The 14,378-nt window shown below is 66.7% G+C and carries 10 protein-coding genes; 2 read left to right on the forward strand and 8 right to left on the reverse strand.

What is annotated here, in order from left to right:
- Positions 1–48: 48 nt before the first annotated feature.
- Both NF876_RS23510 and NF876_RS23515 read right to left on the reverse strand, forming a co-directional pair.
- Entirely contained in the window at positions 49–1,569 is a 1,521-nt protein-coding gene (locus NF876_RS23510) for a glycerol-3-phosphate dehydrogenase (RefSeq protein WP_262270924.1), read from the reverse strand.
- Positions 1,570–1,738: 169 nt separating this feature from the next.
- Entirely contained in the window at positions 1,739–2,974 is a 1,236-nt protein-coding gene (locus NF876_RS23515; RefSeq protein WP_262270925.1) for an MFS transporter, read from the reverse strand.
- A gap of 417 nt (positions 2,975–3,391) precedes the next feature.
- Between NF876_RS23515 and NF876_RS23520 the strand changes: the two genes are divergently transcribed.
- A complete protein-coding gene (locus tag NF876_RS23520; protein WP_262270926.1) occupies positions 3,392–4,891 on the forward strand; it encodes a DEAD/DEAH box helicase in 1,500 nt (499 codons plus the stop codon).
- Positions 4,892–5,306: 415 nt separating this feature from the next.
- Positions 5,307–6,539 (forward strand): DUF763 domain-containing protein, encoded by a 1,233-nt coding sequence (locus NF876_RS23525; RefSeq protein WP_262270927.1) that lies wholly within the window; start codon positions 5,307–5,309, stop codon positions 6,537–6,539.
- Between the two features lie 9 nt (positions 6,540–6,548).
- Here NF876_RS23525 and NF876_RS23530 read toward each other — a convergent pair whose 3' ends face one another.
- The 6 genes from NF876_RS23530 to NF876_RS23555 all read right to left on the reverse strand — a co-directional run bounded on the left by NF876_RS23530 (position 6,549) and on the right by NF876_RS23555 (position 14,353).
- Positions 6,549–6,920: a putative quinol monooxygenase gene (locus NF876_RS23530; protein ID WP_262270928.1), complete on the reverse strand. Its 372-nt coding sequence runs from the start codon at positions 6,918–6,920 to the stop codon at positions 6,549–6,551.
- 90 nt (positions 6,921–7,010) lie between these two features.
- Entirely contained in the window at positions 7,011–7,958 is a 948-nt protein-coding gene (locus NF876_RS23535; RefSeq protein ID WP_262270929.1) for an acetamidase/formamidase family protein, read from the reverse strand.
- Between the two features lie 440 nt (positions 7,959–8,398).
- Entirely contained in the window at positions 8,399–9,562 is a 1,164-nt protein-coding gene (locus NF876_RS23540; RefSeq protein WP_262270930.1) for an ABC transporter permease, read from the reverse strand.
- Positions 9,559–10,578 carry an ABC transporter permease gene (locus tag NF876_RS23545; RefSeq protein WP_262270931.1) on the reverse strand — a complete coding sequence of 340 codons (1,020 nt, stop codon included), beginning with the start codon at positions 10,576–10,578 and terminating at the stop codon, positions 9,559–9,561. Before NF876_RS23545 ends, NF876_RS23540 begins: the two co-directional genes overlap by 4 nt.
- Positions 10,575–12,488 (reverse strand): ABC transporter substrate-binding protein, encoded by a 1,914-nt coding sequence (locus NF876_RS23550; protein ID WP_262270932.1) that lies wholly within the window; start codon positions 12,486–12,488, stop codon positions 10,575–10,577. Before NF876_RS23550 ends, NF876_RS23545 begins: the two co-directional genes overlap by 4 nt.
- Positions 12,488–14,353: an ABC transporter ATP-binding protein gene (locus NF876_RS23555; protein WP_262270933.1), complete on the reverse strand. Its 1,866-nt coding sequence runs from the start codon at positions 14,351–14,353 to the stop codon at positions 12,488–12,490. The genes NF876_RS23550 and NF876_RS23555 overlap by 1 nt, the downstream gene beginning before the upstream one ends.
- Between the last annotated feature and the right edge of the window lie 25 nt (positions 14,354–14,378).

Consider the following 14,378-nt stretch of genomic DNA (forward strand, 5'->3'; position numbering starts at 1 on the left):
GTCTTCTCGCTCTCAGTCTTCTTGTCCCGAGTCTTCTTGCCTCACGTCTTATTGCGCGGCGACGGAGGCCGCATTCTTCTTGGCCAAATAGGCATCGATCCTGGCCGGGGCGTCAACCGGCACATGCAGGCCGAGCTTGGAGCGGCGCCAGAGGATGTCCTCGGCCGTGCGGGCCCATTCGCGGCGCACGAGGTAATCGACCTCCGCGGCCGTCAGCCCGGCGCCGAAATCCTCCCCGAGATCGGCCATGGCGGTCGCGGAGCCCAAAAGCTCCTCGACCCGCGTGCCGTAGGCGCGGGCCAGGCGATGGGCCTGGGGCTCGGGCAGGAAGGGCCAGCGCTGGCGGACGGTGGCGAAGAAGCGGTCGAAATCCGCATCCGGCATGTCGCCGCCCGGCATCTTGGCGTTTTCCGTCCAGGCCGGCTTCATGGTCGGGAAGGAGGCTTTCAGCTCGTCGAGGGCATGCTCGGCGAGCTTGCGGAACGTGGTGATCTTGCCGCCGAAGATCGACAGCACGGGCGCCTGGCCCTGGGGGGCGTCCATGTCGAACACGTAGTCGCGGGTCACGGCGGACGCGTTGGAGGACCCGTCGTCGAAGAGCGGCCGCACGCCCGAATAGGTCCAGACCACGTCGGCCGGCGTGACCTGCTTCTTGAAGAAGTGGTTCACCACGTTGCAGAGATACTGGATCTCGTCGGGGCTGATCTCGACCTTCTTGCCCGGAACCGACTCGACCGGGATGTCCGTGGTGCCGATCAGGGTGAACTTCTCCTGGTAGGGGATCGCGAAGACGATCCGCTTGTCCGTGTTCTGGAGAATGAACGCTTCCTTGGTGTCGAAGAGCTTCGGCACGACGATGTGGCTGCCCTTCACCAGGCGCACGTTCTTCGTGGTGTTGAGGCCGAGCTTAGCGTTGAGCACGTCGGCCACGAAAGGCCCGCCCGCATTGACTATCACCTTGGCGCGCACCTCCTGGACCGCGCCGGTCTCCACGTTCTGAAGCTTGGCGACCCAGAGATCGCCCTCGCGACGGGCGGAGACGAGCTTGGTCCGGACCCGGATGTCGGCGCCCATCTCGAAGGCGTCGAGGGCGTTGAGCGCCACCATGCGGCTGTCCTCGACCCAGCAATCCGAATAGACGAAGGCGGTGTCGAAGCCGGGCTTCAGGGCCTGGCCGGCCGGGTGCCGGGTGAGCTTGATGCCTTCGGTGCCCGGCAGCTTCTTGCGCGGCGCCAGATGGTCGTAGAGGAACAGGCCCAGGCGCACGAACCAGGCCGGGCGGATGCCCTTCTCGTAGGGCAGGATGAAGCGCAGCGGCCAGATGATGTGGGGGGCGGATTCCAGCAGGCGCTCGCGCTCGAACAGGGCCTCGCGCACCAGCCGGAACTCGTAATATTCCAGGTAGCGCAGGCCGCCGTGGATCAGCTTGGTCGAGGCGGATGAGGTGTAGCCGGCCAGGTCGCCCTGCTCGCAGAGCACGACCGAGAGGCCCCGGCCCACCGCATCGCGCGCGATGCCCGCGCCGTTGATGCCGCCGCCCACAATCAGAAGATCAGTCACTGTCGTCACGAAATCCGTCTTTCATCAAAGCCAAGCGATTCTGCCGCTCAGCACATGAGTTCTTTAGAGCATCGGACGGAAAAGTGGATCCGGTTTTCCGTTCTGACCGATGCTCTCATTCAAGAAGAAGGCATCGGATGGATCCCAAAAGTGCAAGTCCACTTTTGGGTCCGATGCTTTAGCCGTCTAACGCAAGGGGTTTATCGGGGCGCCCGGGGCCCTTTTGAAACACCAATACAAGGATGAAGAAGCCGAGCGCAAGGCAGGACATGCCGAGGCACAGAGCCATGACGGCCGCATAGCCTCCCCACCAGGCCCAGAGCGCCCCGAAGACGAACGGGGCGGCCGCCGTGGTCAGGCGGACCGGCATGGCGATCATGCCCTGGACCGTGCCGTAGCTCTCGCGCCCGAACAGCTCGGAGGGCAGCAGAGCCCGGACGATGGTCATCATCCCGTTCGAGGCTCCGAACAGGAGGGCGAAGACCGCCACGAGCCAGAAGCCCGCCGGCGCGAAGGGCAGCAGCGCGAAGGCGAGAAGGCCCAGGGTCAGCACGATGATCCCGAGGCCCTTCATGCCGAAGGCGCGCTCGCCGAACGCCATGGCGAACCGGGCGACGACCTGGGCGGGCCCGATGAGGGAGAACGCCGCCACGGCCATTTCCAGCGTGAAGCCTTGCTCGACGAGAAGGGGAATCAGGTGGATCGGCAATCCCGCGGCGATCACGCCCTGCAGAACGGACGACGCGACAAAGCACCAGAAGGACACGCGCCTGAGGACCCACCGGGCATTGGCCGGAGGCGGATGGACTTGGCCGGCATCCGGATGAGGCGCCGTCCTGGGCGGGGCGCTCGGGATCGTCAGCGCATGCAGGCCCGCGCAGATGAGGATGTTGAAGGCGGCCAGGACCAGGAGCGCGCTGCGCCAGCCCAGGTGCTCGATCAGCAGATGGGTGACGGGGATGAAAACCGTGCTGGCGAGGCCTCCGACCAGGGTCATGAAGGTGATGCCCCGGCGGGCCATGAAGCCGAGCCTGCGGGTCAGGACCGCGAAGCCCGGCTCATAGAAGACTGTGCTCATGGCGATCCCCATGGCGATCCAGATCAGCACGAAGGCGGGATAGCTTCCGACCCATGACCAGAGCATCAGGAGAGTTCCGGCCAGGAGGGACCCGCCGGTCATCACCGCACGGCCATAGCCAAGGTCGATGAGCCGTCCCACCGGCACGGCGCAGAAGGCCGAGGTCCCCAGCGCCAGGGAATAGGCCGCCATCATCTCCGACTTGCCCCAGCCCAGCTCCCGTCCCATGGGATCGACGAACAGGGCGAAGGCATAGAAGATCGTGCCGTAGGAGATCAGCACGTTCAGGGACAGAGCGGAGACGAAGGCCCAGGGCATGCGGGCGGGGGCGGACATGAATCCAGTCTTATTCCGGTCGGGACCTCGATGTCAGCCCCAAAGCATCCGGCCTGGACGTGAACTTTGGGACCATTCGATGCGCCTTCCCAGGCCCGCGCCCGTCCCGGGCGGACCAGGAGGTCTCGCCGGCGGAAACCGGATCCTTTCCCCTCACCATGCGCCAGAGGTTGACGGATAGGCTTTTAGCCCCCATATGCACAGCAGGCGACGGCGTCCGGCAACCGGAACGCTTGAGCGGGACTGCGTGACGGATCTTCGCGGAACGGCGAAGACCCCGGTCCCCTTCTTCAATCGCTCACTCATACGACGGCCCCATCACGCGGGCTCTCGCCTCAAGAGCCCTGAAGCGCCTTTGCTTGACCAAGCCGAACCTGCTTTGCGGCTCACCGCATCCGTTCGAAAGACGTTACCACCTTGACACTCTTCACCGATTTCGGATTGGCCCAGCCGATCCTGAAGGCCCTTGCGGCCGAGGGCTACGAGAAGCCCACCCCGATCCAGGCCCAGACCATCCCCTATGCCATGGACGGCCGCGACGTCTGCGGCATCGCCCAGACCGGCACCGGCAAGACGGCCGCCTTTGCGCTGCCGATCCTCCACCGCCTGAACGCGAACCCGAAGCCGCGCAAGCCCAAGAGCCCCCGCGTGCTCGTGCTCAGCCCGACCCGTGAGCTCTCCGGCCAGATCGCCGACAGCTTCAAGGCCTACGGCCGCAACCTGCGCCTCACCACCGAGGTGGTGTTCGGCGGCGTCACCATCTCCCGCCAGGAGAAGGCGCTCGCCCAGGGCGTCGACGTGCTCGTGGCCACGCCGGGCCGCCTGATCGACCTGGTGGACCGCCGGTCCCTGTCCCTGCGCGATATCGAGATCCTCGTCCTCGACGAGGCCGACCAGATGCTCGATCTCGGCTTCATCCATGCCCTGAAGCGCATCGTGACCCTGCTGCCCAAGGAGCGCCAGAGCCTGTTCTTCTCGGCCACCATGCCGAAGACGATCTCGACCCTGGCCGATTCCTTCCTGCGCGACCCGGCCCATGTGGCCGTCACCCCGGTGGCGACCACCGCCGAGCGCGTGGAGCAGAGCGTCATCTTCGTGCAGACCAACCGCAAGCAGGTGCTGCTCGAGACGCTGCTGCGCGATCCCTCCATCGACCGCGTGCTCGTCTTCACCCGCACCAAGCACGGCGCGGACAAGGTCGTGCGCGGCCTCGACAAGGCTGGCATCGCCGGAGCGGCCATTCACGGCAACAAGTCCCAGCCGCAGCGCGAGCGTGCGCTCGCCGGCTTCCGCGACGGCTCCTGCCGGGTCCTCGTGGCGACCGACATCGCGGCGCGCGGCATCGACGTCGAGGGCGTGACGCACGTCATCAACTACGACCTGCCGAACGTCCCGGAATCCTACGTCCACCGCATCGGCCGCACGGCCCGGGCGGGCGCGACCGGTCTCGCCATCTCGTTCTGCAACGACGAGGAGAAGGCGTATCTCAAGGATATCGAGAAGCTGACGCGGCTGAAGGTTCCGGTCATGCCGCTGCCGGAGGGCCTGCCGGCCGCGCCGGCGGGCGGCGAGGCGCCGGATCAGCGCCGCGAGCAGCCGCAGCGCGGACGTCCGGCCCCCCATGCCCGCGGGCATCAGGGCCACGGTCAGCCGCGCAGCGCCGATCCGAATGCCGAGCGCGGTCCCAAGCGCCGCCGCGGCCGTGGCGGCAAGCCCGGGGGCAATCCTCAGCCGCAGGGCGGGCAGCCGGCCGGCAACCAGCAGCGGCCCGCCCAGGGCCAGCGCCCGGCCCAGGGCCAGCGCCCGGCCCAGGGCCAGCGTCCGGCTCAGGGAAAGCCGGCCTCCAACCGTCAGGATGGACGCCGCGGTGACGGGGCCCAGGTGGCCTGGCTCGAGAAGAGCCCCCGCCGCCGCTAACAACCTCAAAGGCGCCTTCGGGCGCCTTTTTCTTTGACCGTCCGACCCTGTTCCCGCTTGCGGGAGCGAGCCGGCAGCCGGGTGAAGCGCTTTCTCGTCACCCTCCCGGTCATGGCCGGCCGGTCATCCCGATCCGGTGAGGCACTGACACCCTCCACGTCATGGCCGGCCTCGTGCCGGCCATCCCGATATGGAAGGGCTCCGCGCCTCGAACGACCGGGATCACCGGGACGAGCCCGGTGATGACGTGGGTGAGTTCCCTGGGCCTTCGAGACCGTCCACAGGGAACGTTCGATCCGCGACGGCGTCCCATCCCGATCGACCCGTCCACCCGCACGCGGGCCTTGCGGTCCGGCCTCTCCCCATGGGAGAGGTGAGGGCCGTCACGAGCCGGATTCCAAGGAGACGTCACCTCATGGCCAAGCGCGCCGGAAGCGCCGATCTGCCGCTGCATTCGGGGCATGTGCCGAAATGGCTGGCCGACCGCATGACGCGCCTCGGCGGCGTGGTGAGCGAGGCCATCGTGCATCATTACGGCCGCGACGAGCTGCTGCGGCGGCTCGCCCATCCGTTCTGGTTCCAGTCGTTCGGCGCCGTGATGGGCATGGACTGGCATTCGTCCGGCATCACCACCAGCGTCATCGGGGCCCTGAAGCGCGGGCTCACGCCGCTCTCGAAGGAGCTCGGGATCCATGTCTGCGGCGGACGGGGAAAGCACTCGCGCCAGACGCCTCATGAGCTGATCGCCATCGGCAACCGGGTCGGCTTCGACGGAGCGGCTCTGGCCAATGCCAGCCGGCTCGTGGCCAAGGTCGACAGCGCGGCGATCCAGGACGGCTTCGACCTCTATCTTCACGGCTTCATCGTGACGGATGACGGCCGATGGGCGGTCGTTCAGCAGGGGATGAACGACGCGTCCCGCCAAGCCCGCCGCTACCATTGGCTGTCCGAGGACCTGGAAAGCTTCGTCGACGAGCCGCATACGGCGATCGACGGCAAGGGCCAGGGCACGATCGTCAATCTCACCGACCGCCGGGCGGAAGCCTCCCGGAAGGCCCAGATCGACATTCTCGATTCCCTCGGCCCCGATGGCATTGCCCGCAGGTTCCTGGCCCTGGAGGAGCGTGAGCCCGAGCCAGCGCCGCAGCCGCTGCTGCCGCACCTGGTGATGCCCGAGCATCACGATGTTCGCGCCAAGGACGTGGTGCTGCGGCGGCTGCATGGGAGCCTGGCGGCCGCGGCCGACCGCGGCCCGGCGGATTTCCCCGACCTGCTCATGACGCCGGGCGTCGGTCCGCGGACCGTCCAGGCCCTCGCCATGGTGGCGGAGGTCGTGCACGGGACGCCCTGCCGCTTCAGCGACCCGGCGCGCTTCTCCTTCGCCCATGGCGGCAAGGACCGGCACCCTTATCCGGTGCCGGTGCGGGTCTATGACGAGACCATCCGGGTGCTGAAATCGGCCGTCCAGAAGGCGAAGCTCGGGCAGCAGGAGGAGCTGTTCGCCCTGAAGCGCCTCGACGACCAGGCCCGTGAACTGGAACGCCGCGCGAGCGGGCCCGACGTGGAGGAGCACATCCGGCGGGAGCGCGCGACATCGCATTCCTACGGCGGCCGCTCCGTGTTCGGGGACGAACCGCCGCCCGCGTGATGGGCCGGCTCACCACCCGGCGAAGAACGCGAAATCCCGGCGCATGGGCTTCCAGGTCTGGACCTGCCGCGGCTCGCGCAGGAGGTCGGACAGATGCTCCCAATAGGCCATGCGGTAGTCCCGGTGCATCTGAACCTCGACCACGTCGTCGAGATCGGACCAGGTCTCGTAGATCATGAACCGGGTCGGGTCCTCGGGATCCTGATGCAGGACGGCATTGATGAAGCTCGTCTCGTGGCGCATGGCATCGAGCACAGGCGTCAGAAGGTCGAGGAATGCCTCCTCGCAGCCCGGCTTGAGGCCGATCGTCACCACGAAGGTCACGGGATCCCGCGGGCTTCCCTGAGTCACGGCCGACCTGAGAGTGCTATCGAGCTTCATCGTCGTCTCCTTCGCTTCGGTTGCGGCGGCCACAATGGGCGCGGTCCGACGCGAAGGAAATGACCTGGCAGGTAATGGGGCAGCGAAAGATCAGCGCTGCGCCTTCTGCAGCAGGCTCTTGTCGAGCATCACGTGCACGCCCTTGTTGCCGTTGACCACCTGGGTGATGCGCAGGTCCGCCGCGAGGCTGCACAGGGCATAGGCCTCCGCCTTGGTGAGGCCCGTGCGGGCGACGATCAGCTCGATCATGCTGCGCAGCGCGATGACCACGCAATCGTCGAGATCCGGATCGAACGCCATGGTCAGCACATGCGTGGCGGTCTCGGCCATGGGCCAGGTGAGATGCATGTCCTCGCGCAGGTGCAGCTCGAAGGTGCCGATGAGACCCGTTTCGATGGCCGTGACGCAGACCTCGCCGTCGCCCTGAACCCCGTGCCCGTCGCCGACGGAGAACAAGCCGCCGTCCACGTGGATCGGCAGGTAGAGGGTGGTGCCGGCCACGAGCTCCTTGTTGTCGAGATTGCCGCCGTTGCGCCGCGGCGGCAGGGTGCTCAGCGCCCCCCAGGCGGCGGGAGGAGCGACCGCCATCACGCCGAAGAACGGCTTCAGGGGCAGGTCCAGGCCCCAGGGCAGCCGCCCGGTCATCCGCTCCCGGTCGAGCGGGATGGTCATGAAGTGGATATCGTCGAAATCGTCCGGCAGGGCCCCCTTGAGCGGAGCCGAATAGGTGAAGCCCCAGTCGTAATGCAGGGCGACGTCCTTGATGCGGACTTCGAGAACCTGACCGGCTCTGGCGCCCCGCACGGCGACCGGCCCGGTGCAGATGTGGCCCGGCAGCTTCGGCCGGTGCGCCGCATGAATGTCCGTCAGCGCCTGCGGAACCACGAACGGCGCCCCCGGCATCGCCTCCGGGCCGCCGGACACGGTCGAGATCGTGACCGTATCGCCGGAATCGACCGTCAGCAGCGGCTCGAGGGCCGCATCGAAAGAGCCCCAGTGAATGGTCTCGGGGGACGCATCAATCCGGTACTGGGCCACGAAACACCTCTGCAATCGCTATCGATGCCGGGTGTCTCGCATTCTCGTGCGTGAAGGGCAACAGGTCTTCCGGCTGGCGCGTCGGACAATCGGGATGGCCGGCAAGAGGCGGGCACTGACACCCTCCACGTTATGGCACCTTCCGCCCGTCCCGCCACCCTCCCCACGTCATGGCCGGCCTTGTGCCGGCCATCCCGATGCGGAAAAGCGCCGCGCCTCAAACAATCGGGATCACCGGGACAAGCCCGGTGATGACGTGGTGTGTGTGCGGCCCGGTGCGAACACCCTCCCACGACCCTCCCCACGACCCTCCCCACGACCCTCCCCACGTCATGGCCGGGCTCGTCCCGGCCATCCCGATCACGAAAAGCACCGCGCCCCACCGGATCGCGATCACCGGCACGAGGCGGCTTCGGGATGGGAGCATCGGACCCGATGCCCTAGTGGTAGGGATCCGCCGCGTCCCTGAGGCCGTCGCCCATGAAGTTGAAGGCGAGCACCACGATCACCACCGGCACCATCGGGAAGAGCAGCCAGGGATGCAGCTGCACGGCCGCGAGGTTCTGCGCCTCGTTGAGCAGCACGCCCCAGCTCGTCACGGGCGGGCGCAGGCCCAGGCCCAGGAAGGAGAGGGCGGTCTCGCCGAGAATCATGGAGGGAATCGAGAGCGTCGCCGAGGCGATGAGGTGGCTCATGAAGTTGGGGATGAGGTGGCGGGCGATGATGCGCTGCTTGGAGGCGCCCATCAGTTCCGCCGCCTTGACGAAATCCTCCTCGCGCAGGGAGAGCAGCTTCGAGCGCACGGCGCGGGCGAGCCCCGGCCAGTCGAGCAGGCCCAGGATGATCGTGATGCCGAAGAACACCAGGATCGGGCTCCAGTTCGCCGGAAGGGCGGCGGAGAGCGCGAGCCAGAGGGGCAGTTCCGGGAGCGAGCGCAAAATCTCGATCATGCGCTGGATCACGTGATCGACCCATCCGCCGAGATAGCCGGCAAGCCCGCCGAAGAAGAGGCCGAGCGCGAACGAGACGGCGATGCCCACGATCCCGATGGTGAGCGAGATGCGCGCCCCGTAGATGATGCGCGAGAGCAGGTCGCGCCCGAGCCGGTCGGTGCCGAGCAGGAACAGGGTGCCGTTCTCGGGCGGGCAGACGAGGTGGACATCCATCTGCCAGAGGCCCCAGAACTGGTAGGCATCGCCCCGGCACAGGAACCGGATGGGCTGCGGCTTCGACGTGTCGGGCGTGTAGACGCGCCGGAAGCTCTCGAGGTCGAAGCTGTAGCTGTAGGGATAGGTGAAGGGCCCGACGAAGCGGCCTTCATGAAACAGATGCACGCCCTGCGGCGGCGCATACAGGAAGTCGCCGTGGCGCTTGGTCTGGTTGTAGGGGGCGATCACCTCGACGAAGGGCACGATCGCGTAGAAGAACAGGAGCACGAAGGCTGCGGCCACCGCCACCTTGTGGCGACGGAACTTCCACCACATCAGCTGCCAGGACGAGGCGCGGTAGAAGCTCTCGCTCTCGGCCCCGACGGGCTCGGTCTTGCCGGGATCGAAGGGCGCCGGATCGACGTAATGCCGCTTGGAGGTGATGGCCGTGTTCATCGTCCGCCTCCCATCCGGATGCGCGGATCGAGCCAGGCGAGCAGAAGGTCGGAGATCAGCATGCCGACGACCGTGAGCAAGGCGACGAACATGAGGATGAACCCGGCCAGGAACTGATCCTGGCTCTTCAGCGCGCTCAGCAGGATCGGCCCCACGGTCGGAAGGCTCAGGACCAGGGAGACGAGAACCGAGCCGGACACCAGATGCGGCAGGAGATTGCCGATATCGGCGATGAAGGGGTTGAGCGACATGCGGAAGGGATATTTCAGCAGGGCCTTGGTGGGGCCGAGGCCCTTGGCCTTCGCGGTCACGTAATATTGCTTTCCGAGCTCGTCGAGCAGGTTCGCCCGCATGCGCCGGATCATGGCGGCCGTTCCGCCGAGCCCGATCACGACGGTCGGGACGAGGAGATGCGAGAGCAGGGACTGGGTCTTGGCCCAGGTCCAGGGCTCGCCCGCATATTCCGCGTCGTAGAGCCCGCCGATGGAGACGCCGAACCACCGGTTCATGTAATAGAGCAGGATCAGCGCGAGCAGGAAGCTCGGGGTCGCAAGGCCGATATAGCCGATGAAGGTGGCGAGGTAATCGCCCACGGAATATTGCCGGGTGGCCGAATAGATCGCGATCGGGATCGACACCACGTGGATGAAGATCACCACCGCGAGGTTCACGAGGAGGGTCAGCCACAGGGCGTCGCCGACCACTTCGACCACGGGCTTGTCGTACTCGAAGGACCAGCCCCAATCGCCCTGAAGAAGGCCGGAAAAGCCGTTCGGGCCCGGCATGACGCCGAGCCAGACCAGGTATTGCTGCCAGGCGGGCTTGTCGAGCCCGTACTGCTTGATGAGGAACTCGGCCTTCGCGATGGAGGCGGATTCGCCTTGGGCCCGCAGCTCGGCGATCTGATTGGACAGGAAGTCCCCCGGCGGCAGCTTGATGATGAAGAAGATCAGGGCCGAGATGATCAGCAGGGTCACCGCCATGGTGAGGATGCGACGCGACAGGAAGCGGATCATCGGCGGGCCTCTTTGCCGGCGGTCTTGTTCCAGTGGATCTCGTCCAGGCGGTAGATCCCGACCATCGCGGTCGGCTCCCAGCTGTAGAGGGCCTTGGCCGGAAGCCCCTGCAGGCCGTTGCGGACGACGATCGGCTGCAGGGCGCCGGAGATCGTGCCGATGGACCATTGGTTCTCGGCGTGATTGCGGAGCATCTCGGTCCAGACGTCCCGCTGCACGGTCCGGTTTCCGGTGTTCATCCAGGTCGTGTAGAGATCGAGAAGGCGCTGCGCCTCCGGAATGTCGACCTGCTCGCCGTTTTTGCCCTTGGTTTCCACGTACTGGCCCCATTTCGGCCAGGTGTAGTTGTCCTGGCGCATGGGAGCCAGTTCGGTCGGCGGCATGATGGCGGTCGGGATCGCGTTGTCGAGGCCCGGGGCCGCGACCATCACGGTCAGGCCCGCGTAGGAGCGGTTGCGCAGGACGGTGCGGTCCTGCGGCTTCACGAAGAGCCTGACGCCGATCTCGCGCCAGAACTCTCCGATCAGGGTCAGGCCGTCGACCACGAGGCTGCTCTCGCCGTCCGTCTCGACGATGATCTCCAGCTCGCGCCCGTCGGGCAGCAGGCGGATGCCCGCGCCATTGCGCTTCGTCAGGCCGATCTCGTCGAGAAGGCGGGAGGCTTCGCGCGGATCGTAGCCGGCATTCTCCGTGCGCAGCTCGGCGGAGAAGAGCGGGCTTTCCGCCACGATGGTGTTGTTGCCCTCGGTGCCGAGCCCGAACAGCAGCGCGTTGTTCAACGTCTTGCGGTCGATGCCGAGCGACAGGGCGCGGCGGAACCGCAGGTCCCGGTTGAGCTGGCGCCAGACCGGGTCCACGGTGTTGAGATTGGGATAGAGCGCAAGCTCCGTGCCGCGGGCATAGGGCCAGAGCAGGGTGGTGTAACCCTTGGCCTTCTCGCCCTCCTTCAGGACCGGGATGTCGCTCATGGAGAGGCCGCGGAACAGGAGATCGAGCTCGCCCGCATTGGCCTTGGCCGCGAAGAGGCCCGGGGCCGAGACATCCATGATGAGCCGGTCCACATAGGGCAGCTGCTGCCCCTCGTGGTCGACCCGGTGGTAATAGGGATTGCGCTCGAACACGAAGCGGTTGGCCGGCGCCGCGTTCGTCACGCGCCAGGGCATTAGCGTGGGCAGGGCCGGGTTGGTCTGCTCCTTCATGTCGTCCATGCGGTTGTGCAGGGCGGCCCAGGATTTCAGCTTCTGCTGCTTGGCCTTCTCGTCGATGGCGGCCTTGTCGGCATATCTGGCGTGGAACTGCTTCAGATAGGCGGAGGCGCGGTAGATTCCCGGGTCGAGGGATCCGGCGAGCTGCGGCAGGAAGCGCGGATTGGGCTTGTCCCAGGTGAACCGCACCGTCCGTTCGTCGAGGACCTCGAAGCGCGGGGGTGCGCCGTCCACGAGCATGAATTCCGGCGGGCCGGCGGGCGAGAGATCCGCGTTCTGGGCGATGTCCTCCCAGTAGTAGCGGAAATCCTCCGCCGTGAAGGGCGAGCCGTCCGACCAGCGATGGCCGGCGCGCAACGTGAACGTGAAGACCCGGTCGTCCTCGTTCTCGAACCTCTCGAGCAGGTCGGGCTTGAGATGCAGGTCCCTGTCGTAGCCGACGAGCCGGGTGTAGGTGTAGGTCGAGATGTAGCGGATGTCGCGCGGCCGCGGCACCAGGGTGACCATGTCGCCGCCGTACCGGCCGGTCGAATCGACCACGATGGGGGTTTTCGGCAACCGCTCGGCCAGGGGCGGCAGCTTCTTGTCCTTCACCTGCTCGGCGAAGAAGGGAACGTCCTTGAAATCCTGCGCCGCGGCGGGCAGCGCCAGCCATGCGAGAGCGGCGGCCAGGACGAGCGGTCTGGTTCTGATATCGAGCAGCATCACGCAGCCTCCCGGGCTGTCAGGTGCCCCACGCGAACCTTGTGGCCGGGTTCGATTTCTTTCATTGCGCCGAACTCGCCGGGCTTGATGCGGAAGGGCTCGGGCCATTCCGACGGCTGCGAGAAGCGGCCGGTCCGCAGTTTGGCGAAGTCCAGCGGGCGGTCGATGTCGGGATCCGGCACGGCGGCGAGAAGCGCCTGGGTGTAGGGATGAACCGGATTGCGGAAGAGGGAGGATTTCGGCGCCTCCTCGACGATGTAGCCCCGGCACATGACCGCGATGGTATCGGCGATGTAGTCCACGACGGCCAGATTGTGGGACACGAAGAGGTAGGACAATCCAAGGGCCGATTGCAGATCCTTGAGCAGGTTGAGCACCTGCGCCTGGACCGACACGTCCAGGGCGGAGACCGGCTCGTCGCAGAGCAGCACCCGCGGCTCGAGGGCGAGCGCCCGCGCGATGCCGAGCCGCTGGCGCTGGCCGCCGGAGAAGGAATGCGGGTAGCGCCGGAGCGAGCGCTGATCGAGCCCCACCATGTCGAGGAGCTGCTTCACCCGCTGGTAGCGTTCGTCCGAGGTGCCGATGTCGTGGATGCGCAGGGGCTCGGTCAGCAGCTCGTAGACCGTCATGCGCGGATTGAGCGACGAGAACGGATCCTGGAAGATGAACTGCACGGAACGGCGGTAGGCGGTCAGCACGTCGCCTTCCAGCTTGTGCACGTCCTTCGGGCCCGTGCCGTCGTCGAAGAGGACGCGGCCCGAATTGGGCGTCAGGGCCCGCATGATCATCTTGGACACGGTGGTCTTGCCGCAGCCGGATTCGCCCACGAGTCCCAGGGTTTTCCCGACAGGAAGGGTGAGATCGACCTCGCTGACCGCGCGGATCTGCTGCGTCTTGCCGGAGAACCATCCCGACCGCAGCGTGAAGCATTTGGTGAGGTGCTCGGCCTTCAGGATCGGACCTTGCGGCTGGATGCGCTGCGGCGCGCCGGCGGATGCGAGAGCCGCGCTCTTCACCTCGCGGATCGGCGTCAGCCGCTCGTTCTCCCCCATGGCGAAGCGCGGGACGGCGCGCATGAGCGCCTGGAGATAGGCGTGCTGCGCATTGCGGAAGATGTTCTCCCGGGAGCCGGCCTCCATGATCCTGCCGCGATACATGACCACGACCTCGTCGGCCACGTTGGCGACCACGCCGAGATCGTGCGTGATGAGGAGCACCGACATGCCCGTCTCGATCTGGAGTTCCTTGATGAGATCGAGGATCTGCGCCTGCGTGGTCACGTCGAGCGCCGTTGTGGGCTCGTCCGCGATCAGGAGGGCCGGGCGGGTGATGAGCGCCATGGCGATCATGGCGCGCTGGCGCAGACCGCCGGACAGCTCGAACGGGTAGGTGGTGAGGGCCCGCTTGGGATCGGGAAATCCGACCCGGGCCAGCACGTCCACGGTTTTCCGGTCCGCCGTGGCCTGATCCACATCCGCATGGATCATCAGCGCTTCGGAGATCTGGTCGCCGATGGTGTGGAGCGGGGACAGGGACGTCATCGGCTCCTGGAAGATCATGGCGATGCGCCCGCCGCGCAGAGCATGCATGGCGTCGCTCTCGGGCGCGAGCGCCGCGATGTCGACGGCGCCGCCGTTGGCCGGATCGTTGAAGAGGATCGATCCATTGGTGATCCTGGCCTTCTTCGACAGGATCTGGAGGATGGCCTGCGCCGTGACCGATTTGCCCGATCCGGACTCGCCGACGAGCGCCACCGTCTTCCCCTTGGGAATGTCGAACGTCAGGCCGTCGACCGCGCGGAAGTCTCCGGCATCGGTGCTGAAGTCAACTGTCAGCTGGCGTACCGACAGGAGTGGCGCTTCCATATGCTCCTCCAGGATCTATGAGCAT

It is taken from the genome of Microvirga yunnanensis, from assembly GCF_025460875.1.

Coding starts and splice junctions, on each gene's coding strand:
- NF876_RS23515 (WP_262270925.1), bottom strand. CDS start 2,974: ATGTCCGCCCCCGCCCGCATGCCCTGGGCCTTCGTCTCCGCTCTGTCC.
- NF876_RS23525 (WP_262270927.1), top strand. CDS start 5,307: ATGGCCAAGCGCGCCGGAAGCGCCGATCTGCCGCTGCATTCGGGGCAT.
- NF876_RS23530 (WP_262270928.1), bottom strand. CDS start 6,920: ATGAAGCTCGATAGCACTCTCAGGTCGGCCGTGACTCAGGGAAGCCCG.
- NF876_RS23540 (WP_262270930.1), bottom strand. CDS start 9,562: ATGAACACGGCCATCACCTCCAAGCGGCATTACGTCGATCCGGCGCCC.
- NF876_RS23545 (WP_262270931.1), bottom strand. CDS start 10,578: ATGATCCGCTTCCTGTCGCGTCGCATCCTCACCATGGCGGTGACCCTG.
- NF876_RS23550 (WP_262270932.1), bottom strand. CDS start 12,488: ATGCTGCTCGATATCAGAACCAGACCGCTCGTCCTGGCCGCCGCTCTC.
- NF876_RS23555 (WP_262270933.1), bottom strand. CDS start 14,353: ATGGAAGCGCCACTCCTGTCGGTACGCCAGCTGACAGTTGACTTCAGC.